Origin of the sequence: Arthrobacter sp. MYb224 (genome assembly GCF_002975455.1) — a bacterium.
Lineage (GTDB): Bacteria > Actinomycetota > Actinomycetes > Actinomycetales > Micrococcaceae > Glutamicibacter.
Genome location: NZ_PCPU01000004.1, coordinates 106,918 through 132,020 on the forward strand (window position 1 = coordinate 106,918; position 25,103 = coordinate 132,020).

General features: G+C 60.8%; 17 protein-coding genes and 1 pseudogene. 6 read left to right on the plus strand and 12 right to left on the minus strand.

Annotated elements, in window-relative coordinates; all coding sequences use genetic code 11:
- Window position 1: 1 nt before the first annotated feature.
- From CQ017_RS09075 to CQ017_RS09100, 6 genes are all read right to left on the minus strand, one after another.
- On the minus strand, window positions 2–1,210 hold the full coding sequence (locus CQ017_RS09075; protein WP_105553447.1) for a Wadjet anti-phage system protein JetD domain-containing protein: 1,209 nt from the start codon (window positions 1,208–1,210) through the stop codon (window positions 2–4).
- Window positions 1,200–4,685, minus strand: coding sequence for an ATP-binding protein (locus CQ017_RS09080; RefSeq protein WP_105553448.1), 3,486 nt, complete (start codon window positions 4,683–4,685; stop codon window positions 1,200–1,202). The genes CQ017_RS09075 and CQ017_RS09080 overlap by 11 nt, the downstream gene beginning before the upstream one ends.
- Complete coding sequence (locus CQ017_RS09085) at window positions 4,685–5,308, minus strand: DUF4194 domain-containing protein (RefSeq protein ID WP_105553449.1); 624 nt, start codon at window positions 5,306–5,308, stop codon at window positions 4,685–4,687. The genes CQ017_RS09080 and CQ017_RS09085 overlap by 1 nt, the downstream gene beginning before the upstream one ends.
- Window positions 5,309–5,310: 2 nt before the next feature.
- Window positions 5,311–6,753 (minus strand): DUF3375 domain-containing protein, encoded by a 1,443-nt coding sequence (locus CQ017_RS09090; RefSeq protein WP_105553450.1) that lies wholly within the window; start codon window positions 6,751–6,753, stop codon window positions 5,311–5,313.
- A 111-nt stretch (window positions 6,754–6,864) separates the two neighbouring features.
- Window positions 6,865–7,305 (minus strand): thioesterase family protein, encoded by a 441-nt coding sequence (locus tag CQ017_RS09095; protein WP_258133563.1) that lies wholly within the window; start codon window positions 7,303–7,305, stop codon window positions 6,865–6,867.
- Between the two features lie 50 nt (window positions 7,306–7,355).
- Complete coding sequence (locus CQ017_RS09100) at window positions 7,356–8,480, minus strand: hypothetical protein (protein WP_105553452.1); 1,125 nt, start codon at window positions 8,478–8,480, stop codon at window positions 7,356–7,358.
- 180 nt (window positions 8,481–8,660) lie between these two features.
- Between CQ017_RS09100 and CQ017_RS09105 the strand changes: the two genes are divergently transcribed.
- Both CQ017_RS09105 and CQ017_RS09110 read left to right on the plus strand, forming a co-directional pair.
- Window positions 8,661–10,508, plus strand: a complete 1,848-nt coding sequence (locus CQ017_RS09105; protein ID WP_105553453.1) for a calcineurin-like phosphoesterase family protein — start codon at window positions 8,661–8,663, stop codon at window positions 10,506–10,508.
- A 144-nt stretch (window positions 10,509–10,652) separates the two neighbouring features.
- Window positions 10,653–11,627: a D-2-hydroxyacid dehydrogenase family protein gene (locus CQ017_RS09110; RefSeq protein WP_105553454.1), complete on the plus strand. Its 975-nt coding sequence runs from the start codon at window positions 10,653–10,655 to the stop codon at window positions 11,625–11,627.
- Here the strand turns inward: CQ017_RS09110 and CQ017_RS09115 are convergent.
- A complete protein-coding gene (locus tag CQ017_RS09115) occupies window positions 11,593–12,309 on the minus strand; it encodes a phosphatase PAP2 family protein (protein ID WP_181150524.1) in 717 nt (238 codons plus the stop codon). The two genes, CQ017_RS09110 and CQ017_RS09115, sit on opposite strands and share 35 nt — an antisense overlap.
- Window positions 12,310–12,373: 64 nt before the next feature.
- Here CQ017_RS09115 and CQ017_RS09120 point away from each other — a divergent pair, with 64 nt between their 5' ends.
- On the plus strand, window positions 12,374–12,832 hold the full coding sequence (locus CQ017_RS09120; RefSeq protein WP_105553456.1) for a 23S rRNA (pseudouridine(1915)-N(3))-methyltransferase RlmH: 459 nt from the start codon (window positions 12,374–12,376) through the stop codon (window positions 12,830–12,832).
- A 147-nt stretch (window positions 12,833–12,979) separates the two neighbouring features.
- On the opposite strand, the gene CQ017_RS09125 is transcribed toward CQ017_RS09120, so the two are convergent.
- From CQ017_RS09125 to CQ017_RS09135, 3 genes and pseudogenes are all read right to left on the minus strand, one after another.
- Window positions 12,980–14,275 carry a sodium/glutamate symporter gene (locus CQ017_RS09125; protein ID WP_105553457.1) on the minus strand — a complete coding sequence of 432 codons (1,296 nt, stop codon included), beginning with the start codon at window positions 14,273–14,275 and terminating at the stop codon, window positions 12,980–12,982.
- Between the two features lie 7 nt (window positions 14,276–14,282).
- Window positions 14,283–15,221, minus strand: a complete 939-nt coding sequence (hutG, locus tag CQ017_RS09130) for a formimidoylglutamase (protein WP_105553458.1) — start codon at window positions 15,219–15,221, stop codon at window positions 14,283–14,285.
- Window positions 15,222–16,072: 851 nt separating this feature from the next.
- Window positions 16,073–16,663: pseudogene (locus CQ017_RS09135) on the minus strand (transposase); the annotation flags it as partial.
- Window positions 16,664–16,781: 118 nt separating this feature from the next.
- Between CQ017_RS09135 and CQ017_RS09140 the strand changes: the two are divergent.
- Window positions 16,782–18,218 (plus strand): IS1380 family transposase, encoded by a 1,437-nt coding sequence (locus CQ017_RS09140; RefSeq protein ID WP_105553459.1) that lies wholly within the window; start codon window positions 16,782–16,784, stop codon window positions 18,216–18,218.
- Between the two features lie 74 nt (window positions 18,219–18,292).
- Here CQ017_RS09140 and CQ017_RS17880 read toward each other — a convergent pair whose 3' ends face one another.
- Window positions 18,293–18,640, minus strand: coding sequence for a hypothetical protein (locus CQ017_RS17880; protein ID WP_146112461.1), 348 nt, complete (start codon window positions 18,638–18,640; stop codon window positions 18,293–18,295).
- Between the two features lie 179 nt (window positions 18,641–18,819).
- Window positions 18,820–19,110 carry a hypothetical protein gene (locus CQ017_RS09145; protein WP_105553460.1) on the minus strand — a complete coding sequence of 97 codons (291 nt, stop codon included), beginning with the start codon at window positions 19,108–19,110 and terminating at the stop codon, window positions 18,820–18,822.
- Window positions 19,111–19,598: 488 nt separating this feature from the next.
- Between CQ017_RS09145 and CQ017_RS09150 the strand changes: the two genes are divergently transcribed.
- Window positions 19,599–24,263 (plus strand): ATP-dependent helicase, encoded by a 4,665-nt coding sequence (locus tag CQ017_RS09150; protein ID WP_105553461.1) that lies wholly within the window; start codon window positions 19,599–19,601, stop codon window positions 24,261–24,263.
- A 21-nt stretch (window positions 24,264–24,284) separates the two neighbouring features.
- Window positions 24,285–25,100, plus strand: a complete 816-nt coding sequence (locus CQ017_RS09155) for a DNA-formamidopyrimidine glycosylase family protein (protein ID WP_105553462.1) — start codon at window positions 24,285–24,287, stop codon at window positions 25,098–25,100.
- The last annotated feature ends 3 nt before the right edge of the window (window positions 25,101–25,103 follow it).

Consider the following 25,103-nt stretch of genomic DNA (forward strand, 5'->3'; position numbering starts at 1 on the left):
GCTATTCGACCACGGTGGAAAGATCCCAGCCGCAGGCCCTGGCAATCTCCTCCACCGCATAGCTCCAATTAATCTGTTCCTGCTCCAACCTCAGCTGCGGGCTGTCGGCATCCGAGCGGAGGCTTGCCAGGAGCGAAGCCTCTGCCGCAGTGAGATGATCCAGCCGCGCCTTGGACGGTTTGCCTTCGGTGCCCCAGAATTCGCGGTGCGCTTCCAGTGTTTCCCGGTCCATCATCACACTGCGAACGTGGCCGTGGTGCGAGCGCAATTGATTCAGAATTGCGAAACCGTGGGTGTCCAGGTCTCCCCAATACACAAGCTCACAGGCATTCACCCATTCGGCTGCGGCCAGTCCATCCAGCCCGTAGCCTGCGCCGAAAACGACCAAGCTCTCCGGCATCAGCGGCATGGCCAGGAAATTGGTCCGGTTTTCGGTCACGAGAACCGTACGCACCGCAAGTGACATCGAGGCAAAGGCTTGGACCGTCATTTCAAGGTCTTCGGCGCCACCCGGTGCGCCCAGTGTTTCGGCCAACCCCCGAACACGCACGGTGTCCGGTTCCAGCTTGAACCCGTGACGCAATTTGAAGGACTTTATTGTGGAACTGCGGGGAGTTACCGTGCCGCTGAGCACCGCCGCCATCTCGTCGATCTCGCGCAGATGCTTTTCTATAAACTTTGTGTGCACTCCGGAAAGTGCAAGTTGTCGCAGGTAAATTCCCGGTTCGCGGTTCTCCACCAGCCATCGGGCCACCTTTGCCGCGGCTAGCGACTCGGAGCCCAACGCCGCGAGCCGGAAGGGACGAGCAAGCACCCAGGGCCGTAGTTGCGGTTCATTCCCCAATAGTGCCGAGGCTAAATGCGTGAATGCCGCAGCTTCCCGCCCCTTGCCCAGGAATGCGATCTCCTGGTGCACGGTATCGAACCAAGCCGCCTGTGGTACATCGTTGGCACCAATGCTTTGGTGTCCGATGCTCTTGGACTCAATGCGGTAGTGGGAAGCTGCCCGGTGAAGTTCGCTCACCCAATTCTTCGCCTCGCCAAATCGCTGCCTCAACTCCCCGGCATTTGGCGATTTCAAAGGCCTGCGGCGCGGATAAACTCCCGTTGGCTCCAGCAGCTCGCACAGCAGCTGTCCGCGCTCCCAGGTTTTCAGTGACGCCGCCCGCAAGCCAGAAACTGTGGTCCACCCGGATTCCTTAGTTGCCACGGCGTTCCTTCTCGGCCCGGTACTCTGCGATAGTCATGTTCCGCAGCTGCGAAGCCTGTCCCGAAGGATTGTCCACGAATCCGACATGCGCCACGAAGGGCTCGATCACGTGAATCTTCTGCAACGGGGTGACGATCAGCAACTGCAACTTCAGCCGTTTGAACAGCTGAAGGCCATAGTGCGCCGAAGCGTCCGAACCTCGGCCGAAGGCCTCGTCTATCACGACAAATCGGAAGTTCCGTTTGGTTTCGGTTCCCCCGCTCTTTCGTCCGCCCAGCCCGAATTGGAAAGCCAGCGCCGCTGCAAGGATGGTGTAGGCCAGTTTCTCTTTCTGACCTCCTGACTTTCCACCCGAATCAGTGAAATGCTCAAATTCTTCGTTGGTCTCGCTCCACCTTTCGGAGGCACTGAAGGTAAACCAGTTGCGAACATCGGTGACCTTCGCGGTCCAGCGCTGATCCAGGCTGGTAAGCCCGTCACGTCCACGGAAACGCTCCACCAGCTTGGACACCTGGGCGAATTTCAGCTCAGAGTATTGCTCGCTTTCCCCCAATGCTCCTTCGGAGCAAGCCCGCAAGTCGACAACGAATTCGCGAATCTCCTGGTCCGAACTCTGGTGATGCTCGAGCTGAATGTGCCGGGCCGGGTCGTACTCGATCTGCGCCAACGATTCATTAATCTGATCGATACGGCCGGTAATGTCTGTCTTCCGAGCATCGAGGAAGGCGTTGAACGCGACAATCTCGTTGATCGTATTCTGGTTCAACGCTTCCTTGAACTTGCTCGCGAAACGTGGCAAGTCATCTTTCTGCAGTCGTTCGAGCAGCGCGATGAACTCGTCCGCAGCCTCCAGCGCCTCGTCGAATTCGGTGCACTCTTCCTTGTACTTGGCCCGAAAAGCACCCATCAAGTTCAGGGTTCTTTCACCGGCCCTGATGACCTGCTTGTTCAGGTTGTCGATGTGTCCGGTGAGCTGTTTATTCACCGAGCTTTCTATTCCCGGGACGTTCTTGTAGCTCAGTTCCGCCTCGCCCAACGCCTCACCCGTAAGCCGCCCGAGCTCGGCCAGTACCTGTTCATCGGTGGTTACCGGACGCAGCTCCAAGGATTTCGCGCATGAGCTGATGGTCCCAGCGATATCCTCGAGCCCTTGCTCGTTCTTACCAATTCGAATGCCAAACTGTTCGGCCTGATCCTGCAGCTTTTTCAGCTCAAGCACCAGTTCGGACTCTTTCTCGGCCAGCAATGCGAGTTGGTCATTGGCCGAAGACAGCTGCCTGTGCTCCGCCACCAATCTGTCGATTTCCCTGGTGGTGAGCTGCCAGCCGATTTCGGCGAAAGTTTTAACCGCCTCCACCGTGCCAACCGCGCGCTGCGCCGCTCCAAGTTTTCCAAGCTCCCGCAACACCACAGCAATTCGCTGTTCGATTCCCTGCCGTTTGGCTACCGCCTCATCCACGAGCCGCCGGATCGTGGTGGTTTTCTCGTGGTTATCCCAGCCGAGCACGAAGTTCCGCCGATCCCGGCGCGCAGGGCGGTCATCTTTTTCGTGTCTCCCTCCACCGGTTTTTAACTGGCCGTTGGGTGTGACGGCTTTGGCATGGCGACGAAATTCATCCAGGGATTCACAGCAGTGGTGGTCGAAACGTGTGTTCAGCTGTGCAGCCAGATATGGGCGGAACTGCGTCCCTACCTTGATTTCAATCTTGGACGCCAACGTTCCGGCACGTTGCTCCACAGCTTGCATTGGTTGCGAATCGACCTTGCGGTAGACCAATCGCCCGCGAAGGTTGTTGCGGTCTACCCAAACGGATACCGCAGCATAATGCTGCTGGGGCACCAGCAATGACAGTGCAAACCCGCGCAGCGCCAACTCGGCGGCGCCTTCCCAGAGCTGTTCGCCGGGACGCACACGCAAGAGTTCACCGATATACGGCAGATTCGTCTCCTCCAGCCCAGTCGCCTCACAAAGTCGCCGGCGGATTTCAAGCTGTTCGCGCGGAAGCAGGTTCGTTCGCGCCTGCAGGGACGCGAGTTCCTCGTGCAGCGACTGTTCTTCGGCTTTGGCTTCCGCAACTAACGCCAGCAACGTTCCGTGGCCGTCATTGAGTACCGCAGCCTCCCGCTCCAATCGCACGGTAACTTCAGGTAAGTCGGCCACGTTCGCATCGAAATCCACTTGGTCTCGGACGGGCTGCAGCACCAGCAGGGCAGCCGAGCTTGCATAGGATTCGGCTTTGGCCTTTTGGGACTCTTGACGACCGGTAGCCGCGTGGATTTCGCTGTCGATGGTTGCCAGCCGGCCACCGCCGTGGACTCTGATGTCCTCGCGAATCACAGCTAGTTGTTCCTGCGCTTTGAAAACCCCGGCTTTCTTGGCAGCAGAATCCCGACGAAGCCTGGTCGCGGCACGTTCCAGCTCCGCTTGGTGTTCCAGGCTTAATTCCAGCTGTCTGGACATGAACCACGGGGTCAGTTCCTCGCGCACCGAGCGGTACGTGGATTCTTTTGCGGATAATTGCCGGTGCCGTTGAGCATGTTCCCGAATCGGAACAAGCATGTCGATCTGGTCTTTGGCCCGGCGCACCGCATCGTGGGCCTTCTTCAGATCATCAAAATGCAGGATCAGGTTCTTCAACCGACCAGCCACGTCATCGTCGTCTAGCATATTTGTGCGCACGAAGCTGGTGATGTTCTCAACCTGCTTCATTGACACCGTGCGGTGGAACAGTTCCATGGCTTGGGAACCAGAAATGCCGAACTGTCGCTTAAACGCCGATTCATAACTGTCGAAGGTGTCAAAGACGGTCACGCCGTCGCCGCGCAACCGTCGTTTGAGTTTCAGCGGGTCACCACCGAAATCGGCGAAGTTCCCGGTGATTGACTGCTCCGACTCGGAAAGGGAATAGAAACGGTTAGGTTGCCCGGCTTCTTGCGTGGCCCATAAGGTGAGCGCCAGGCTAACGGTCTTGTCCATCTCGGCGTTGCCGAAAATGCCCAGTACCACGGTGTAGCTGCCAGGTTTACGCAAAGCTACAGGTTTTGAAGCGTCTCCTCCACCGCGTTCTGACTTATGGAAGCCACGCACGTAGGACATGAGACTGCGTTCTTTTTTCTGGGCCCCGGCGGCCTTATTAAAATCAATCCGATGGGCCGGTAACAGCAGAGTCGTGATCGCGTCTACGACGGTTGATTTGCCCGAGCCGATGTCTCCGGTCAGCAAACTGTTTTCACCGTCCAGAATAAAGCGACGCACCGCCCCATCGAAGGTTCCCCAATTCAGGATCTCCAGCCGGCGCAATCGAAAACCGGGGTCATGTCCTTCGAATTCCAAGGTCTCGGTCTGTTCAACGCGTGGGCCGTTCGCCTTGGGCAAGGGCTCGCTCGACTTGGTTGGCTCTGGTTTCGCCGCGGCAACATCGGGTGTGGAGTTGAAGAGCGAGTCTTGCAAATCCGAGGTGTTTTTCGATGCCATTATTTCTCCTCCAAGGCGGTGCGGTAATCAGCTAGGCGTGCATCGAGTTCCCCGAGCCATTGAGCATCGACGAATGCCTTTATGATCCGCGCAACCTCAAAGCTGTCATCGCTGCCGCGAAGCTTACGCAGGAAGCCCATCTCGGCCACCTTCTTGATGCTGGCGTTCAGTTGATCGAACATCCTGACCTCATTGCTGGTTTCGGGCATGAATACCGAGACCAGCTCAGCGATCTGTTCGCGCGTCATAACCAGACGCGTTTCGGCGGTCTGCTGGTCGAATTCGGCCAGCCTCACCCGCAGCAGCGCGAGCAGCAAGGAGACGTGAAAGGTCAATTGCCTGCGAGCTACCAATCGTGGCAGCTTGGAGTCTTCTGCGGCTTTCGAACGCAAGAATGCGTAGCCTTCGATATCATCATGGAATAGCTCTAGGCCAAGCACCGCCACGTAATCCCGCGCCGAGCTGATGTTCTCCCCTAGCTCTTGCCACAACTTTTCATCTGACTCGCGGTAGATCACGCCTTTAAGCAGATGAGTGACCACCAGGGAGAGCGAATCGGTGGGCAGAGCGGCCGCGGTTGCTGTTGCTGCTGCGTCGGTATCGAATGGCAATGCTTCGGTCATCTCTAGTCAGCCCTCACAAATGTAATGTGCTCCACAGTGGCTTCACGCAGCGCACCGGAATTTGTCGTCCAGCTCAGCGTCTGGGTCCGCGACGCATCAATATTCGCCCATTTGGACTCTGCCGCGATCTGGAAATAAGTGACGATCTCCGCCAACCCTTTTTCTAAAGGATGCAACTGAAGTATCTCTTCCAAACTCACTTGCGAGTCCTGTGACAAGGCCTCCTCGATATTCGATTGAAGTTCGCTGCGATCCACATAAAACTGGTCGAAAAGCGCGCTCGAATCGACTTCGCTATCTTCGGAAATTTCTACCTCATCATTGATTACTACTTGAGTCCCTGGCTTATACAGGGGCCGCTCGAAGGGCAGGACTACCTCAATTTGTTGGGCAGGGATTTCGGCGATGATTCCGCTAGGTGGTTCGTTGCGCAGTACCAACGCATTCGACTCGATGCTTCGGATCAGTTGCATGATGCGTTTGTTCTCCAAAAACACCTTGTCATCTAGCAGCCGGCGCATCTGCTGAGACAGCCGACGCACCGTGCCTTGGGTCTGTTCTACCGCAGGCAACCAGTCGCGTTGAAGATGCAGAATCTCGCCCAATCCTTCGATCCGCTGCAGTGCAGGGATTTGTGTTGCCTGTTCCAGTAGCTCGTTCAATTCAGAACGTTGCGCTGGCGACATCAGGTAGTCCCAAAAACCCTGGAAGGTTCGTCCCTGCAACGATCCGGAGATATCTTCTTGATTCGTGAAGATCGCATCCAGCAACTCGCCTTGGGTGCCTTCCCAGGTGGAAATTCGTTCACGCACTTGGCGGTCTAGGTCACGGAAGTTTTGTTCGACTTCGCGGAAGTCAGAGAGCAGATCCTGGGCTTGAGCACGCAATTGCTGGTAGTGGTCTAGGGCTTCCGGAGCAGACATTACCGGCATATCACCGGCAGCGACCGCTTCGATCTTCACATCGATCGCTAGGCGCTCGGCGCGTAGTTGTGCCAGACGGACCTCAGGGTCGGTTTCTGAACCGCGAACGAGTGTCTTGAGCAGGGAAAATATCCCGGTCAGCCTCGATTGTGTGGCGACGAATTCTCTGCCTTGCAGCGCCTGAACCCAACGCACCGCGTCCTCGGTGGTAGGCGTCAGGTCGAAGATCGGGTCGTCCTGACCGGCAATATAGAATTTTCGAAGCCAAGCTTTCTCCGGAGCGGCCCAGTTATCAAGGTACTCCGTTGCGGCGCGTGGGAAGCTTCCTTCCCCCAGTCCCTCACGAACCGTAAACAGCACGTCGTCAAGAGCATCAATTAGTTCCCGCCGTGGAATGTTGCGGCGATTCGGTTCAATGAAAGCCGCGGCGAAGAACGCGACAACCAGCGGCGCATGGTCAGCGCGCAGCAGCGCCCACCCGGGATGGTTCTCGCGCAATCCTTGGACGGCGTAGTAATCCACGTTTTCGACTCACTTCTTCCAACTCTTCAACGGCCTGAATTGATGTTGCCGTTCTACCCATCATAGAAAGCACGTGAGACAAATAGGCCGGTCTATGCAATTATCGATGGCTCAGGCGCGCGCTTCTATCACTGAACGTTCAAGCCAGCTTCGTTCGAATTCGCTCAGGGCCCTAGAGGACTTGCCATCCGCGGCTAAAGGCACCATCACCGTTGTCGAGTCGAAGACCGGATGACCCTCCTGGTAGCCGATCCCGCGTACGCTGAAGGATTTGGTCCCGATGCGGGTAATCCCCATGCGGATCAGCATTTCCGGCTGGTAGTAGAGCGGGCGCAGGTAGTCGACCTGGATCGAGGCGACGACCGTGCCGAATTCGAAGCGGCCGGTTTTGCCGTCTTCACGAGTCCAGCGAATGCGTGCCTCTTCCATCAGCGTGACGATGCGGGCATTGTTCACATGCCCCAATGCGTCCTGATCCGACCAGCGCAATTGCAGCAGGATCTCGGTAGCAGCGGCCAGGTTTTCGGATTTCGCTTCAGTCATAGCTTCCATTGCACCAGATTTCCGGCCGTTCAGCTGCGCCCGTGACCTGCTCATGAACTCTATTGTCCCGTCGTGCAAACCCAACGGCGCGCCTCGCTGTTTGCATCCAGGCAGCTCCAATTCACGGGTTCCGCATAGAATCTGATTTCATCGGTGAACCAATAGGTCTTATCCGGGTCCCATCCGGCGATCGCGCTGGCGAAATTTTCGTCTACTTCAAGGCATTCTCCGGCAAGGCCCAGATATCCGGCCACGCTCAGATGCACGCCGTCGTAGTGCTGCGCGACCAGCGACCAGTCGGGCATCACCCAGGAGCCGTCGCGGCCGGTGGTTCGATACCAGTCATGGCGTTTGCCCGCGGTGACCTCGATGCCGTATTTGCGGCACAACCGAACCCAATCGGCGGCAAAAGAGATCTCCAGGATCCGCACCGAGGGCGGCACGCTCGCCGCTCGGGTCACCGCTTGTTCCCAGCCGAAACCGTCTTCGACGCAGCTCAAGCCCAACGGCTGTTTGTCGGCGAAAATTCCGCTGGTGGCCACGAGGTTCATGCTGGGCATTGACCACCAATCGCCACCGAGGTTTGCGCTGGCCGGTGTCGGCTTTTCGGCGGCGAAACGTGCCTCGGTCAGGATCAGCAGTTCCTTCCAGCGCTTGAGCTCGTTGGCCACGCTGCGGTCTGCGAGTGTCACCGAAGCGCTGGGATCTAGTTGATCAAATTCCACGTGAAACTGTGAGCGCAGATCAACGGGCGCACACCACCATTGCGCATTGCCGGAGTCCGCAATGTGTCCAGCGATTCGTTGCAGCGGCTCCGCGAGCACCGGCGAGGCCAACAGCGTGTCTTCGCCATCCGGCTCCTGCCAGTATCTGGCAGCATCGACTGAGCGTTCCAGCGCCGCCTTCAGGAGCATGTCGGTCACCGCAACTAGCTCGGTGGCATTCAAGAGTTCGGCAAGCTCTTCCAAACTGAGTTTGATCCCGCGTCCCACCTCGGCTCCCGGCCCGAACATGACCACGGAATCACCGCGGCATGCTTCTACCTGATAAGCGGCATGGAACATTCCCGAACGCAGCGGATGCTCATCAAATGCAGGCAGCGCCTGCTCTTCGCCGGCCAGCGCAAATTCCCACAGCAGACGTCGCCCGCGCCGCCCTGCCGGCAATATATGCGCTAAATCCACTTCTGACTCCTAGTATTCGACGCATGAACACGTTAAATAAGCCCAAGACACCGAGTTAGTTTTAACGAGATCGATTATTCGAGATTACCTCAGCAGGGCTTGCTATTTACCTCCGGCTGGCAACGTTGGCTCTGGCCGGTCAAAGGTCCGGCAGATGGTCACCACCCCGGAGGAACGTTCGTGAAATCATTCGCTCGACCCGGCAAAACCAATCGCATCACCCCCGTACGACTCACCGCAGGCGCTCTGGTCGTCGTTGCAACCTCAGTTGCCCTTACCGCAGCGAATTCCTCCCCTATTCCGGAACCGGCTAATACATCCGGCGCCACCTGGGAATCCAGCGCCTACCGCGGCACCGTCGAAACGATTCCCACCTCCACCCAAGACCAGGCTGTAACCCCGAACACCATCAATGGTGTGGTGTTCGAGGACAGCAACCAAAACTCCAAGCATGACTCCAACGAGCCGGGCAGGCCAGGGGTCGCCGTCTCCAACGGACGCGAGGTGACCACCACGGACGGCCAGGGACGCTACGAATTGCCGTCCTTCGAGAATATGACCATGTTCGTCACCCAACCGCGCGGCTACCAGGTGCCGGTTGATGAAAACAACGTCGCCCAGTTCTCCTACACCCACCTTTCGGAAGGTTCACCGGAGTTGAAATACGGCGGAATCGAGCCCACCGGCCCGCTGCCGCAAGCCGTCAACTTCCCGCTGACCCGCAGCTCCGCCACCCAGTCCCCGGAGCAGAGCTGCCTCATCGGCGCGGACGTGCAGACCTACGACCAGGAAGAAGTTGAATTCGCCCGCAACGGCGTCTTCACCGATCTGGCCGAGCGCACCGATTACACCGGATGCGGGGCGCTGTTCATTGGCGACTTGGTCGGAGATGACCTGTCCTTGTTCGCGCAGACCCGAGAGCTGACCTCCATGCTCAACGGGCCGGCACGCTTCCTTCCGGGCAACCACGACATGGACTTTGACGCCCTGGACGGCGAGCACGAATTCGACAGCTACCGCGCCCAATTCGGTCCGGAGTACTACTCCTATGACGCTGGCAAGACGCACGTGGTCGCGCTGAGCACCATCGCGTACCCCACGAAAGTTCCCGCCAAGAAGAGCGACTACACCTATGATCTGGGCGAGCGGCAGCTTCAATGGCTGCGCGCGGATATAGCCAACGTTCCCAAGAACAAGGCCATCGTGCTGGCCGGGCACAGCCCGCTGCTGGAATTCTTCTACAGCGATTCGCACACCACCAAGCAGGTCAAGGAAATCTACGAGATCCTTGAGGGCCGCGAAGTCGTGTCGCTGGGCGGACATACCCACATGTCCGAGAACCTGCGTGCCGGGGATCTGCTGGACGGATGGCGTGACGAGGTTGGGGCGGAGGGACTGCCCTTCACCCACCTGACGGTCCCGGCGGTCTCCGGGCAGTGGTACGCGGGCCGAGTCACTGACAGCGGATACCCCACGTCCATTCAGCGTGATGGCACCCCTCCGGGTGTACTGACCCTCGATATCAAGAATGACGTCATCACCGAACGCTTCACCGTCACCGGCGGCGACGAGACCAAGCAGATGGCCCTGGGCCTGAACACCCCGGCCTACCGCGAGTGGTACGCACAAAATGTCGACCAGCCACGCGGCACGGTGGACCCACTTGAAAATCCGCTGTCCGTGAGCCAAGCCGAGCTCTCCGCAGAGACCTGGCTGACCACGAACTTCTGGATGGGCAGCACCGGATCGAGCGTGGAGGTCACTCTGGATGGCGAAGAAGCTTCGCTGGCCACCCGCACCCAGCAGATGGCGGGGGAACGACCACTGGTGGGCGCCGAATACTCCGATCCGGTGGCCATCGCCGAACAGTTCGTCCACGGTGGCGGGCTGGCCGAGAAGACCAACCACCTGTGGCGTCTTGAGCTGCCCACGGATTTGACGGTGGGAGCACACACCGCCACGGTCACCGCTACCGATGTCCACGGCCGCTCCTTCACCGAGGAGCTCTCCTTCGAGGTCATCGAGTAATCTGCAGCAGCTGCTGGTGGCGTCCGCATAGTCCAATGCGGACGCCACCTTCTTTGTGTCTTCGCCTGCCCTTCCGGTCCCGCGCGGCCGACTCATTGGCTCAAAGCTGCGGTGCCAAAGCCCGCCCACGCATATGATGAAGGCATGCGCATTGCTATCTTGGACGACTACCAGAACGCGGCTCGCGACTTCGCGGATTTCGACGAGCTCGCGGCCGAGCTGAACGCCGAATTGACCGTCTTCAACGAGCACCTCGGCCACGAGGACAGCGCCGTCTGCGCGGCGCTGGAACCCTTTGATGCCATCGTGGCGATGCGCGAGCGCACACCCTTCAGCGAAGCCCGCTTCCAGCGGCTGCCCAACCTGAAGCTGCTGGTTTCCACCGGCCGGCGCAATGGATCGATCGACCTGGACGCTGCCGCGGCGCACGATGTGCTCGTTACCCATACCGGGTACGTTCCGACCGACGCCGTGGAACACACCTGGGCGCTGATTCTCGCCGCCGCCCGCCGGCTCGACGTGGAACTGTTCTCCACCGACTCGCCGCGCACCGAATCCGCGCCCTGGCAGTCGTCCTTCGGCATCGGGCTGGCCGGGAAAACCCTGGGCGTGTATGGCTTGGGGAATCTCGGCTCGCGGGTGGCCAAGGTCGGACTGGCCTTCGGCATGCGGGTGATCGCCTACAGCCAGAACCTGACCAAGGCCCGGGCCACCGAAGTGGGCGTCGAGCTGGTCTCCGAGGCCGAGCTCTTCGCCACCAGCGACGTGCTCACCGTCCACTTGAAGCTCTCCGCGCGCAGCACCGGGGCCATCTCCGCCAAGCAGCTGTCCTGGATGAAGCCCGAAGCGATCTTGGTGAACACCTCGCGCAGCCGCATCGTGCAAACCCCGGCGCTGATCTCCGCCTTGGAAAACCAGCTGCTGCGGCTGGCGGCCGTGGACGTATTCGATGTGGAACCGCTGCCGGTGCTCGACCAGCTCACCCGCACGCGCGGGCTGATCGCCACCCCGCATATCGGCTACGTGACCGCCGAACAGTTCGAAATGTTCTACCGTGACTCGGTGGAAAACATCCGCGCCTGGGCTAAGGGTTCGCCGATCCGCGTGATGGGCGGCTAGCCACCGACCGCCGGGGCACGAAGTAGAAATGCAGGATCGCTACCACCGCGGCCCAGGCGGCCCCGATGAGCAGCCCCACCACCACATCCGAGACCCAATGATGTCCAAGGTAGATGCGCGAGGCACCCATGGCGAGGATAAACAGTCCGGCCAGGGTCGCGATCAGATAGGCGTAGCGGCGCAGTCCGTAGACGATGGCCAGGTAACTGGCGATGCCGATCAGCGCCATCGCGTTCAGCGTATGCCCGCTGGGAAACGAGAACGATTCGGGCGGCGCAGGTCCGCCGGGGATCCCTTGCGGACGCGGCACCCGAAGATTCGCCTTCAGCAGCACCGTCAGCAGCACCGAGACCAGCGCCGTTAATGCGACCGCCGCCAACGGCCAAACGCTGCGCGTGAACCAGCACAGCAACCCGGTCAGCACCAGCATGATCAGCGTCATTCCCGGGGTGGAACCCCAGAAGTACAGCAGGTCGGCGAGGGATTGCCACGCGGGGACCTGATGCTCCAAGACCCAGCGGTATGCCGGCTCATCCAGGTCTTTGGCCCAGCCGCCCACATGCAGCGAGACCAGCACGCGGCGGGTGAAATAGAACATGGCAACCACGAGACCAAAGATGATCCACAGGATCTGCGTGCCGCGGGGCCGTTGACCTTGACGGAAGTACCAGGAAGATCTCATGACTTCCATCGTAGTGGCCAGCCGGGCGCACCGGCGATGCCGGCTCATGCGGAAGAATAGTCACATGACGATCAAGGTTTTAGCCATTGGCAAGAAGCACGAGTCCTGGGTGGAGGAGGGAATCTCCCGCTACGCAAAACGCCTGAAGAAGCCCTTCGATTTGTCCTGGCAGCTGCTCAACCATTCATCGCGCGAGAACGACGCGGCACGCACCGAGGAATCGGCACGGATCTTGGCGAAGATCTCCGCGGATGACTTCGTGGTGCTCTTGGACGAACGCGGCAAGAACGTGGACTCCCCCACGCTGGCGGACACGCTTCGTGCTCCGATCGATTCCTCGCGCAATGTCGTCATCATCATCGGCGGCGCCTACGGGGTGGACGCCTCGGTCCACCAGCGCGCGAACTTCGCCTGGTCGCTGTCCAAGCTGGTCTTCCCCCACCAACTGGTGCGGCTGATCCTCACCGAACAGCTCTACCGCGCCCAGGACATCCTCGCCGGAGGCAAATACCACCACGTGTAGACCGGTGCTAGCGCACAGGACCTAGAGTTGGAACACCCCAAGCTGGCGCAGTCCCTGGGGCAAAACCGGCAACAGAGATCGATTTCTCGGGACGCAAAGACAGCAACCCGCCGGCCAGTGGCCGGCGGGTTGGCTCCTCTGGCTCGGCTAGCCGACCAGGTTCATGCACCACACGATCCATGGCAGCGCCACCATGTCGATCAGCACGGCGCCGGCCAGCGGGACGATCAGGAACGCCCGCTCGGAGCGGACGCCGAACTTGGAGTTGAAGGCATCCATATTGGCCAGCGCGTTGGGTGCGGCGCCCATGCCGTGGCCGATGAAGCCGGCGACCATGGTGGCCGCGTCGTAGTCCTTGCCGAGCATCCGGAAGACCACCAATACGGCGAACGCCAGAATGAACAGCACCTGCACCACCAGGATGAGAACCAGCGGGCCGGCCAGCGAGGCGAGCTCCCACATCTTCAGGCTCATCATCGCCAGGGTCAGGAAGAAACCGAGGGTGAACTTTGCGATCAGCTCGACCGCTTCGTCGCTGATCTTGAACCAGCCCAGCTTGTCATTGACGTTGCGGAAGATCACCGCAACGATCATCGCCCCCACGTACGCGGGCAGGGTCAGGCCGGTGATCTCCGAAAGCCAGCCGCCGAGCACCGTGCCGGCAACCATGAGCGCGGCAATGACCACCAAGACGGTCAGCAGCCGGTTGTATTGGAGTCCTTCGCCCTCGGCGTTGGCGTCCCCGGTCCGCCGGTCGGTGGCTACCGCAGCCGCGCCGTCCTTGCCTCCGGCCGCATTGGCGCCGGTCACCATGTTCTTGGCTACGGTCCCGGCAACTGCCATCTTGCCCAGCAGCCCGGCCTTCTCGGGGATCTGCACGTTATGCCGAGCCACCAGGAAGTTAGCGGTCATGCCGCCGAGCATGCTGCCGGCCACCAGGCCGAAGGTTGCCGAGGCAATCGCCACCGTGGTCGCACCCTCGAAACCCATGGCCTCGGCGGTCGGGCCGAAGGCCGCGGCGTTGCCGTGCCCGCCCTCGAGGCCTACCGCCCCGGCCATGATGCCGAGCATCGGCTCGATACCGACGGCTTTGGCCATCCCCATCCCGATCACGTTCTGCATGATCGCCAGGGACCAGCAGGCCACCAAGTAGATGAGCAGCAGCTTGCCGCCCCTTTTGATGGTGGCCAGCGAACCGGCCAGGCCGATGGTCGTGAAGAACGCGACCATGGCAGGAGTCTGCAGCGTGGTATCGAGCTGGATCTGCGCGACGTCGGTCTGACGCAGCGCCAGCACCAGCAGCGCGAACAAGAAGCCGCCCACCACGGGGGCCGGGATGCAGAAGCGCTGCAGGAAGCCAATCCTGCGCCGGGCCCATTCGCCACCGGCCAGCAAGATCATCGCCAGGGCCGAAGTCTGCACCAGGTCAAGTTGTATATCCATATAGCTTTTACCCTTTGCTCATGATGAGGTCGTGGACCAGGCGGGCACCGGTGCGGGCGGTGCGCTGGTCGATGTCGAAGTCGGGATTCAATTCGGCGATGTCTGCGTGAAGCAGCTTGCCGCTGGCCGCTGCCGCCAGCACGATGGCACGCACCACCTCCAGGACAATGCCGTAGCCGGCCGGCGCGCTCACCCCCGGCGCCACCGACGCGGGCAAGGCGTCCAGATCGATGGTCAGGTACAGGTGATCCACCGAGCCGGCGAAGCCGGCAACAAATTCCCGCACCGCATCGAGATTGCCCAGGTGGCATTCGGTGTCGAGCAGCACCTGCACGCCGAGGTCCTGCGCACGGTCGAAGAGCAGCTTGGTGTTGGACGCCTCGGAAATGCCCACCGCTGCGTAGCGGAATGGACGGCCCGCGGCCGCCTCGGCCGCGGCGATCTGCGCAAACCCGGTGCCCGAGGTAGCCGCCTGCGCGACGCGCAAATCGAAGTGCGCGTCGATATTCAGGCAGCCCAGGCTCCACGGACCGGCGGCACCCAGCGCTTTGGCGATGCCTGCATAAGAGGCGAAGGTGATCTCGTGTCCGCCGCCCAGCCCCACGGTGAATTGGCCGTCGCGCAACAGGCCGGCTAGCGCATTCGCGAATTCTTCCTGGCCCGCTTCTAGCTCTTGGCCTTCAACCATCACGTCACCGGCGTCGAAGAGGTTGGCCGGCTCCTGAAGAGCGATGGAAGACAACGCCGCGCGCAGCGCCGCGGGGCCGGTCTTGGCCCCGGTGCGGCCCTTGTTGCGGCGCACGCCCTCGTCGCTGGCGAAGCCCAGCAGCGTGGCACCGGCTCCCGCGCCTGGCCGCCACGGCTTGATGGTGTTGTGCCAGCGTGCGTTCTGCACCCCGGGACCGTCATCGCGCCCGGACCAGGGTCCGGCTTCATTCAAGGTCATCTCGTTCCTTCGCTCAGCTTGGCCGCGGGGTCGCGGATACGTTCGGTCAGTTCGGCTTTACGGAGCTGCCTCTTTCACTCGGTTCGGCCCTTGCGCTTGATCAGCAGCAAATTCTCGGCCAGAGAAAATTCTAGGGAACTAATTCGAACCGCCAATTTGCCTGCCTGCTGCCGGGGCTGGAAGCAGGACGCCAGTTAAAGTGCCGAAACATGGGGTCAGAAGGGTGATGGGCACTACAAGGTGGAGCGATTCAGCTCTCATTCCGGGCACTCGATTGTGCCAAGAATCACCGATTTTTGGCCGGAATCGGTGGTCGGCAACGCGAAAAACCGACCAAAGCTCACCCTACCGCATTCTTTAACGTTCAAATATTCGATTGGATTCGACCGCTCGAAGCGGCTCGACGCGAGCCTCACATTCGATGGCCAGAGCCAAAACGAGTTGGCGCAGCAAGCCGCATTTGCGACTGGGGGTCAGGTCAACCGCCGGGCCGGGCAGCAGAGGACGGCAGAGCGAATAGCGCCCCTAGCAGCAGCGCAATTCAGTTCGGCTTTGGATGCCGCAAGGCCTCGCTTAGTCGGTTCGCACCCCTAAGATCGAAGATATGAGTGAGATTCTTTCCCGGTTCTGGCGAGACCCTCGCAGCCTTCCTCTGGGCGCTGGACCGGCTCCAGCGGCACGACAGCTCTTTTCGCGAGCTGTCCAGGGCGGTTTGCCTGAGGACTAATGCTGTACTTACGGCAGTCAAGGCAAAAGCCCGGAGCACCATGAGCATAGGTGTTCCAGGCTTTTGTTCAGTGGTGGGGAAGATATTTTTACCCTAAGAAATCCCGCCAATAGGCACAACGCGATTATTTAGGCTTTCGTTTTGGCCTTGAATCCCAACGATGACTCACCCATGCTTCCTTGATCAACCTTCGAAGAATGATGATGCTATTCGCGAAACTGATCAAAGCGTCAATGACCCGTGCGGTACGTTCAGTGCAGATGGACAGTTTCTTGAACCCACGGTTGTGCCAGGAGTTGGTTCGTTCTACCACCCATCGCGCCCCAGCCTGCAGCGGTTCACCTTTGGTACTGATGATGTAGCCGCACCCCAGCTCATCGAGCAGGTCACGGGTTTTCTGGCTGTCGTAGCCAGCATCCAGATGCACGGTGATCCGCTCTGGAAGAAAGTAGGCGAAGCGTGAAAGACGTTCCAACGTGGGGCGCAACAAAGGTGAATCGTGGCGGTTAGCTGGTGCGATCACGCAGCCCAGAGGGATACCTTTCCCGTCGGTCAGCAGTGAGCGTTTAGTACCTTGTTTACCGCGGTCTACCGGGGATTTCCCGGCGGCTTCGCCACCGCAAGGTGCTTTGACGATGCATCCGTCAACGGTGAGGTCTTCAAGTTCCAGCCCAACGATTCGGTCGTAGGTTTCAAGGCAGATCTGCTCTAGCCCGGGTATTTCATGAAGGCCGGTAGTCATTAACTGACTTAAAAGATGAAAAGGTGACCTGAACTGGGAAAATGGGAGTGTCTAAGCTTCCAAAATACCCGTTCGAAGGATCACCTTTTCAGTGAACCATTCTACCCAAGTTTTCCCTGCCATCCCGACCCAACTCACCGGCCAAACCCTGGTCTCCCATGCAGGGTTGTCGGTGCTGACCAGTTTCCTGAACGCGGTGGACTTCCGCAGGGTCTGCGAAGACAGATTCTCGCAATTCGTACCCGCCACCGCAACGCACCGTCCAGGAAACATCCTCGGCGCACTGGCCCTGTCCTTGGCGGCTGGCGGCGAGCAAGCCACAGACATCGACCAGCTACGAGCCGCACCAGAGCTCTTTGGCTCCGTGGCGTCGGATGCCACGGTCAGCCGGTTCATGGGCCGGATCAAAGATCAGCCAGAAGCTTTCTCCTACGGGTTCGCCACCATGACCCGCAGCCTGCGCACCAAAGTCTGGAATGCTGCCGGGCCGCGGAATCCTGCCCGGCAGGCCACGGCAAAGAACCCTTTAACCATCGACATTGATGCCTCGTTGGTGCACGTTCATTCCGAGAAACAAAATAGTGCTGGCACCTACAAAGGCGGATACGGGTTCTCACCGATGATCGCCATGGCAGACTATGGCAAAGCCAACGGCACCGGCGAAGTCCTCGCCGTGCAGTTGCGCCCAGGCAACCGGGGCGCGAATTCCGCCGCCTCGCATATCGAGGTGCTCAGCCAAGCCCTAGCCCAACTGCCTGAAAATTTCTATGACGAGGACGGGAACCTTCGTGGTGAGAAGATCTTGGTCCGTACCGACAGTGCCGGCTCTTCCCGCGAGTTCTTGCACCATCTGGATTCATTGGGGGTCCAATTCTCCACCTCGTATTCTTTGCCGGTGCTCAAGGAGCGGTTCATCCGGTGGATCGATGAGAAGAAGTACTGGGAACCAGCGCTGGACGCTGATGGTGGTCAACGAGATAACGCGTGGGTGATTGATGCAACGAAGGTCTTGGAGTTGAGGCAATACCCGCCTGGAACTCGGATTTACCTACGTGCTGAGCCGTTGCATCCCGGGGCGAAAGCGAACCTGTTCGATACGGACGGCAACCGGGTGACCGCGTTCTTGACCAACAGCCCACGGTTCAACGTGGCGTTCCTCGATGCCCGGCATCGGGCGCGTGGCAGGTGCGAAAATCGGATCAAAACGTTGAAGAATACGGGGTTGGGCAAGCTGCCGTATTGGTCTTTTGCGGCGAATCAGGCATGGGCGGACCTGGCGATGTTCGCGGTCAATTTGGTGTCTTGGCTGCAGCTGGCGGTGCTGCCTGGTGGTCATGAGGCTTCGGTGTGGGATTTGAAGCGGTGGCGGTACCGGTTGTTCTCGATGGCAGGGAAAATCGTTTCAGGTGGTCGGCAACGCCGGCTGTTGATCCCGGCGAGAGCGCCAGAAGCACAGTTGCTATGCCAGTTGCAGGAGGGTATCGGCAAGCTGTTCCAGCGGTGGCGGCACGGATTGCTGACTGCCTGAACGGGAAGTAGCTGTTCCCCTTGTTTCTTAGGTTTTGAAAGGCTATTTTGGTCCGGGTGCGTGGAGCCTGGCATTCAGCGTCGGTGGTTCAGGCGCCCTTTGGCGCGGACTGAATCAGCAACGGCCACCGGGAATCCATTGGTAGAGGATTTCGGCAGCCGTTGGATAACTGATGAAAGATCTGGGTTAGCGCTCAGGGTTGCGATCCGTCCAGAATCGAAATAACGCATAGCTTTGACATTTACTCCGAAAGCCGGTTCGCCCGCGGCGATCCGCGACTTGTTGATAACCACGAGTGTTGCCGTATCAAATTCTTCCGTGATTCCGGGACCTAGATTATCGCCGAGCTTGCTAGCTTTCGGGGCCTCAATATTTGTCGTAGGGCAATCTTCGAACCGGTTTGAAGTCAGATCGAGCGCCACCGCCTTGGGCTGCCCGACAGCGACTGAAGGTACGGTAGGGCTTTCAGCCGCAAGAGCACTGCTTGGTGCTGCTACTAGAAGAGTTCCTACGAGAACCCCCGAGCAAAGCATCACAACGCGCTTTTAAACATCGACACACATTCTCCAAAATATAAACAAAAGGACGTTGCCTTATCTATTTACTGCTCGTCTTCGTTTCGCGTGGGCCCTTCTTTAGCACGCAGCAGTGAGCGTTCAGATACCACGGTAGAAAACAAGAGCAGTCCCGATGCAAACATGCCGGGGATATATTTGGTGAAGTCTTTTGGTTGCACGTCTGCGAGCAACCATGACGTTACAAAAAAGACAGCTATCGCCAGAACTAGGGAAACTGAAAAGTAGATTACCCGTTTTTTCTTGTTTGCACCCTGCCAGATGGGCAATGTTCCATCATCTGCGTCATCCTTGGTTAGTCCAAAAAATTTCAGCATTTTCCTCCTGCGTTGCCTGTAGCCTAAACCGAGGGGTACCGTGCCCTCGAAGGGAAAGCTCACCGAACAGAAGACCTGCTTACTCCTGACGATTTGCTATATTGAGCATAGTCAATGCCGAAATACTTGTAAATCATACTTAAGTAGGGGTGTCGAAATTTTCAGAACGAACCGGACACCACAGAGATAAGTTGAGCCTAGAGACGGTGCTGAGTTGCTTAGCATCATCGGTAAACGAGAGATAAATGCCTGCCCTACTGATTCAGGACGTGGCGCCACGTCCTGAAGTGGAACCGAAGTTTCTTCGGTCCTGCTTTGTTACTTCTCCCAACAGCGAAGAAACGCAACCTAATTTGTCGAAGCTGAGCATGTGCGTCACGCTATGGGGCAGACAGAGCGAATAGCGCCCCTGGCAGCAGCGCAATTCAGTTCGGCTTTGGATGCCGCAAGGCCTCGCTTGGTCGGTTCGCACCCCTAAGATCGAAGATATGAGTGAGATTCTTTCCCGGTTCGGTGCCGCGACCCGCCAGTGGTTCACTGACGTGTTCACCGAGCCAACCGCGGCCCAGCAAGGCGCCTGGGATTCAATCTCCAGCGGGCACCATACGCTGGTGATCGCTCCCACCGGTTCGGGCAAAACCCTCGCAGCCTTCCTCTGGGCGCTGGACCGGCTCCATCAGGCCGAGATTCCCAAGCCCGCCCTTCCGGGTCTCGAGCCGGAGAAGTCCCAAGGCTCGGGCAGCGGCACCAAGGTGCTCTACATTTCCCCGCTGAAGGCGCTGGGCGTGGACGTCGAACGAAACCTGCGCTCCCCACTAGCCGGAATCCGCGCCACGGCCCATCAGCTTGGGATCTCCCAGCCCTCGGTTTCGGTGGGCGTGCGCTCGGGAGACACTCCCCCCAATGTGCGCCGTCAGCTACTGAAGAACCCGCCGGATATCCTGATCACCACGCCCGAATCCCTGTACCTCATGTTGACCAGCCAGGCGAGGCAAACCCTGGCCACGGTGCACACCATCATCATCGATGAGGTCCACGCCATCGCCAGTTCCAAACGCGGCACCCATCTGGCGTTGTCCCTTGAACGCCTCGATGCCCTGCTGCCCACCCCAGCCCAACGCATTGGGTTGTCGGCCACCGTGGAACCTGCCGAAGAGGTAGCCCGCTTCCTGGCCGGTTCGGCCCCGGCAAATATTGTGCGTCCCATTTCCACCAAAAAATGGGAACTGGCGGTGCGGGTCCCGGTAGAGGATATGACCGATCTACCCTCGGCGGCGGGCGCCCACGATTTGGGCCCCGGTTCTTCGCCAACGGCCGGCGCAAGCATCTGGCCGCATGTGGAAAACCAGCTGGTGGACCTGGTCTTGGCAAACCACTCGACGATCATCTTCGCCAACTCGCGTCGGCTGGCCGAAAGGCTCACCGGGCGGCTGAACGAAATCTACGCCGAACGCGAAGGCTTCGCCGCCGAGAATACCGCAAGCTCCAGCCCGGCGGCGATGATGGCCCAAGCCGGATCCAGCGCGCCCAGCGACCCGCAGGCACCGCTTTTGGCCCGGGCGCACCATGGTTCGGTCTCCAAGGATTCCCGCGCCCAAATCGAAGAAGATTTGAAGCTCGGCCGCCTGCGCGCGGTCGTCGCCACCAGCTCCTTGGAACTCGGTATCGATATGGGACTCGTTGACCTGGTCATCCAGGTGGAGTCCCCCAATTCGGTGTCTTCCGGGCTGCAGCGGGTAGGCCGCGCAGGGCACCAGGTCGGTTCGGTGTCCAAAGGCATTTTCTTCCCGAAGCACCGCGCGGACCTGCTCTCCACCGCCTTGGTGGTCACGCGGATGCGAGCGGGCGCCATCGAGAAAATGGTCATCCCCGCCAACCCGCTGGATGTGCTCGCCCAGCAAACCCTGGCAGCGGTGGCGATGGACGAGCTGAGCGTCGAGGCCTGGTTCGATACCGTCCGCCGGGCGGCTCCCTACCAGAAGCTTCCGCGCAGCGTATACCTGGCGACCTTGGATATGCTCTCGGGCAAGTACCCCTCCGATGAGTTCGCCACGCTCAAGCCCAAGCTCATCTGGGACCGCGACGCCGGTACCCTCACCGCCCGCCCCGGTGCGCAACGGCTTGCGGTAATTTCGGGCGGAACCATCCCGGACCGGGGCCTATTCGGGGTATTTCTCGCAGGGTCCGAGGATGACAAGGCGCCCAAACGCGTGGGCGAGCTCGACGAGGAAATGGTCTACGAGTCCCGCGTCGGGGATGTCTTTGCGCTCGGCGCCACCAGCTGGCGCATCGAGAACATCACCCATGACCGGGTGCTGGTGACCCCCGCCTTCGGGCAGCCGGGCAAATTGCCTTTCTGGCACGGAGACGGGCTGGGACGCCCCGTTGAGCTCGGCGCCGAATTGGGAAAATTCACTACCGGGCTGCTTGCCGAGGAAGGCGGCAGCGCCGCGGCCCGGCTAGAGTCCGGCGGACTGGATCCCTACGCCGCGCAGAACCTGCTGAACTACCTGGGCGAGCAGCGCCGTGCCACCGGCCAGGTACCGAACCACCAGAACTTCGTTATCGAAAGATTCCACGACGAGCTCGGCGACTGGCGGGTGATCCTGCATTCTCCCTTCGGGCTTTCGGTCCATGCCCCGTGGGCCTTGGCCATCGGCGCCCGGGTGCGCGAACGCTGGGGGTTGGATGCCTCCGCGATGGCCGCGGACGACGGGATCGTGCTGCGCATCCCCGCGATGGACGACGAACCTCCAGGAGCCGAGCTCTTTGCCTTCGAAGCGGATGAAATCGTCGACGTGGTCACCTCGCAGGTAGCCAACTCGGCGCTGTTCGCCGCCCGGTTCCGCGAGTGCGCCGCCCGTGCGCTGCTGCTGCCGCGGATCAACCCGACCAAGCGCACCCCGCTGTGGCAGCAGCGCCAGCGGGCGAGCCAGCTGCTGGATGTCGCACGCAACTACCCGGACTTCCCGATTATCCTGGAGACCGTGCGCGAGTGCCTGAATGATGTTTATGACCTGCCGGCGCTGAGCGAAATCCTCTCCCAGGTCTCCTCGCGGGCCATCCGCCTGGTTGAAGTGCAGACTCAGCTTCCTTCCCCGTTCGCGCAATCCTTGCTCTTTGGCTATGTGGCTCAATTCCTCTATGAGTCGGATGCTCCGTTGGCCGAGCGCCGGGCCGCGGCGCTGAGCCTGGACCCGGTGCTGCTTGGCGAATTGCTTGGCCGCAACGATGTGCGCGAGGTCCTCGACGCCCAAGTGATCGCGCAGCTCGGTGAGCAACTTCAGCATCTGGCGGCGAACCGCCGGTTCGCCGGCTTGGAGGGCGCCGCGGATCTGCTGCGTTTGCTCGGCCCGCTCACCGCGCCGGAACTTGCCCGGCGCCTGCGTCACCCGGAGCACGAAGCTGAACAACTCGACGAGCCGGCCGCGCGAGCGCACGCCGAGGCGCTGGTCGCGACCCGCCGCGCCTTCACCCTGCGCTTGGGTGGCGAGCTGAGCTATGCGGCAATCGAAGACGCCGCAAAGCTTCGCGACGCCTTGGGCACGCCCTTGCCCACCGGGATCCCGGCAGTGTTTCTGGAACCCGCAGCGCATCCGGTCGAAGACCTCGTCTCGCGCTACGCACGCACGCACACGCCATTCACCGCCACCGAGCTGGCGGCCACATTGGGCCTGGGAGTTGCCCTGCTGCGTCCGGTGCTGGACCGGCTGGTTGCCGCCGGACGGTTGTCGCTCGGCGCCTTCCGACCGCTGGAACTGGTCCCGGAAGGCATTTCCGGAGACGAGTTCAGCGACGTGTCGGTCCTGCGCACCATCCGCACCCGGTCCCTGGCGGCCTTGCGCGCCGAGGTGGAACCCCTCGACCAAGCCACCTACGCGCGGTTCCTGCCGGCCTGGCAACAGGTCGGTTCCCAGCTGTCGGGCAGCGACGGGCTCTACGAGGTGATCGGCCAGCTGGCCGGTTCCGAGCTGCCCGCCTCCGCCCTCGAATCCTTCATTCTCCCGGCCCGGCTGCGCGCTTACCAGAGCGCCTGGCTCGACGAACTGACCAGTTCCGGCGACGTGCTGATCTGCGGTGCAGGCGCCGCCGGCGGCAAGGATGGTTGGCTCTCCTTGCACACCACCGAGCATGCCGGACTGACCCTCTCCGGCGGAGACGCCAGCGCCCTGACCGCACTGGATCTCAAGGTACTCAATTCATTCCAAAGCACCGGCGCCTACTTCACCGAGGAGCTCGCCGCGCGCATCGGGTCGGAGGACGAGGCTCGGCCGACGACCCAGGAAGTCACCGACTCCTGCTGGAACCTGTTCTGGGCGGGGCTTATTTCGCCTGACACCCTCGCCCCGGTGCGCGGCTACCTTGCCGGCGGCAGCACCGCGCACAAGATCGCCAAACCGGCTCCGCGTGCCCGCGCCGCCCGGTTGAACAGGCTTTCCGGCCTGAACCGCTTGGCCCGCGAACAAGCCGGGCAGTCTGCCCGTTCCATTCGCGGCGGGGCCAGATGGTCCCTGCTTCCTGTCCCGGTCAGCGACCCGACTATCACCGCGCATGCTACCGCCGAGGTATTGCTCGAACGCTACGGGGTGCTCACCCGTGGCTCGGTCGCCGCCGAATCCGTCCCCGGAGGTTTCGGCCAGCTCTACCGGGTCCTGACCAAGTTGGAGGAAGCCGGCCACGCCCGTCGCGGCTACTTTGTTGAAAAGCTCGGCGCCGCCCAGTTCTCCACATCCAACACCATCGACCGGTTGCGCGGCTTCTCCTTGCCCGAGGACCCACGCCGCAAACCAGCCGCAACCGTGCTGGCCTCGACCGATCCTGCCAATCCCTACGGCGCGGCGCTGCCTTGGCCGGTCGGCGACACCGGGCACCGCCCGGGGCGCAAGGCAGGAGCCGTGGTCGGCCTGCTCGACGGATCGCTGAGCCTCTATCTTGAACGCGGTGGCCGCACGGTCCTGACCTTCGGGGAGCACACAGAAGAGGCCTGGCAGCTCCTCGCCACCGAATTGGTGGCGGTCTTGCGGGCCGCGAAGATCGACAAGATCGCCATCGCAACGGTTAATGGCCAGGCCGTCAGTTCCCACCCGTTGGCGGCACCGCTGCTCACGGCGGGATTCTATTCAACTCCGCAGGGCATCCGGTTCCGCCGGTAGTCGACAAAACGAAGGAGTCCCATGCCCGAAGGCGATTCGGTATACCGTGCCACCGCACGGCTGCACCAGGCATTGGCCGGCCAGCGGCTGATCCGCAGCGACTTCCGGGTGCCGCAGCTGGCCACCACCGATCTGGCGGGTTACACCGTTCACGAGGTTCGGCCGCGCGGCAAGCACCTGCTGATGCGCTTGAGCCCACCCGAAGGCAGCGGGCAGGCGCCGTTGACCTTGCATTCACATTTGCTGATGGATGGCCGGTGGGATCTCTACGCGCCGGCGGAACGCTGGAAGCGTCCGGCGCATACCGCCCGTGTAGCGCTGCATACCGCTCCCTGGACGGCCGTCGGGTTTGATATCGCCCAGCTCCAGCTGGTGCCCACCGCCGAGGAGCAGGGGCTGGTCGGCCACCTCGGACCGGACCTGCTTGGGGACAACTGGGATCCCGAGCTTGCCGCCCTGAACCTGCTCGCCGAGCCCGAGCGGGTCATCGGAGAGGCGCTGCTGGACCAACGCCTGCTGGCCGGAATCGGCAATATCTACCGTTGCGAGGTGCTGTTCCTCACCAGAGTTCATCCGCTGACCCCCGTGGGCGAGGTCGAGAACCTGCCCGCGGTCATCTCGATGTCCCACCGTCTCCTGCAGCTCAATAAGGACCGCGGCCGCCGTGTCACCACCGGGGATCCCCGCACCAGAGAACCGTTATGGGTCTACGGCCGCGCCGCGAGGCCTTGTCTGCGCTGCGGGACGAGCGTGGCGGTATTCAAGCTTGCCGGGCAGAAAACCGGGATGGAACGAGACTGCTATTACTGCCCGAATTGCCAGGCAATGAAAGAATAGGTC

What these genes read in the sequence shown, in the direction of transcription:
- CQ017_RS09080 (WP_105553448.1), bottom strand. Translation starts at nt 4,685, where the DNA reads ATGGCATCGAAAAACACCTCGGATTTGCAAGACTCGCTCTTCAACTCC.
- CQ017_RS09085 (WP_105553449.1), bottom strand. Translation starts at nt 5,308, where the DNA reads ATGACCGAAGCATTGCCATTCGATACCGACGCAGCAGCAACAGCAACC.
- CQ017_RS09095 (WP_258133563.1), bottom strand. Translation starts at nt 7,305, where the DNA reads ATGGAAGCTATGACTGAAGCGAAATCCGAAAACCTGGCCGCTGCTACC.
- CQ017_RS09110 (WP_105553454.1), top strand. Translation starts at nt 10,653, where the DNA reads ATGCGCATTGCTATCTTGGACGACTACCAGAACGCGGCTCGCGACTTC.
- CQ017_RS09115 (WP_181150524.1), bottom strand. Translation starts at nt 12,309, where the DNA reads ATGAGATCTTCCTGGTACTTCCGTCAAGGTCAACGGCCCCGCGGCACG.
- CQ017_RS09120 (WP_105553456.1), top strand. Translation starts at nt 12,374, where the DNA reads ATGACGATCAAGGTTTTAGCCATTGGCAAGAAGCACGAGTCCTGGGTG.
- CQ017_RS09125 (WP_105553457.1), bottom strand. Translation starts at nt 14,275, where the DNA reads ATGGATATACAACTTGACCTGGTGCAGACTTCGGCCCTGGCGATGATC.
- hutG (WP_105553458.1), bottom strand. Translation starts at nt 15,221, where the DNA reads ATGACCTTGAATGAAGCCGGACCCTGGTCCGGGCGCGATGACGGTCCC.
- CQ017_RS09145 (WP_105553460.1), bottom strand. Translation starts at nt 19,110, where the DNA reads ATGCTGAAATTTTTTGGACTAACCAAGGATGACGCAGATGATGGAACA.
- CQ017_RS09150 (WP_105553461.1), top strand. Translation starts at nt 19,599, where the DNA reads ATGAGTGAGATTCTTTCCCGGTTCGGTGCCGCGACCCGCCAGTGGTTC.
- CQ017_RS09155 (WP_105553462.1), top strand. Translation starts at nt 24,285, where the DNA reads ATGCCCGAAGGCGATTCGGTATACCGTGCCACCGCACGGCTGCACCAG.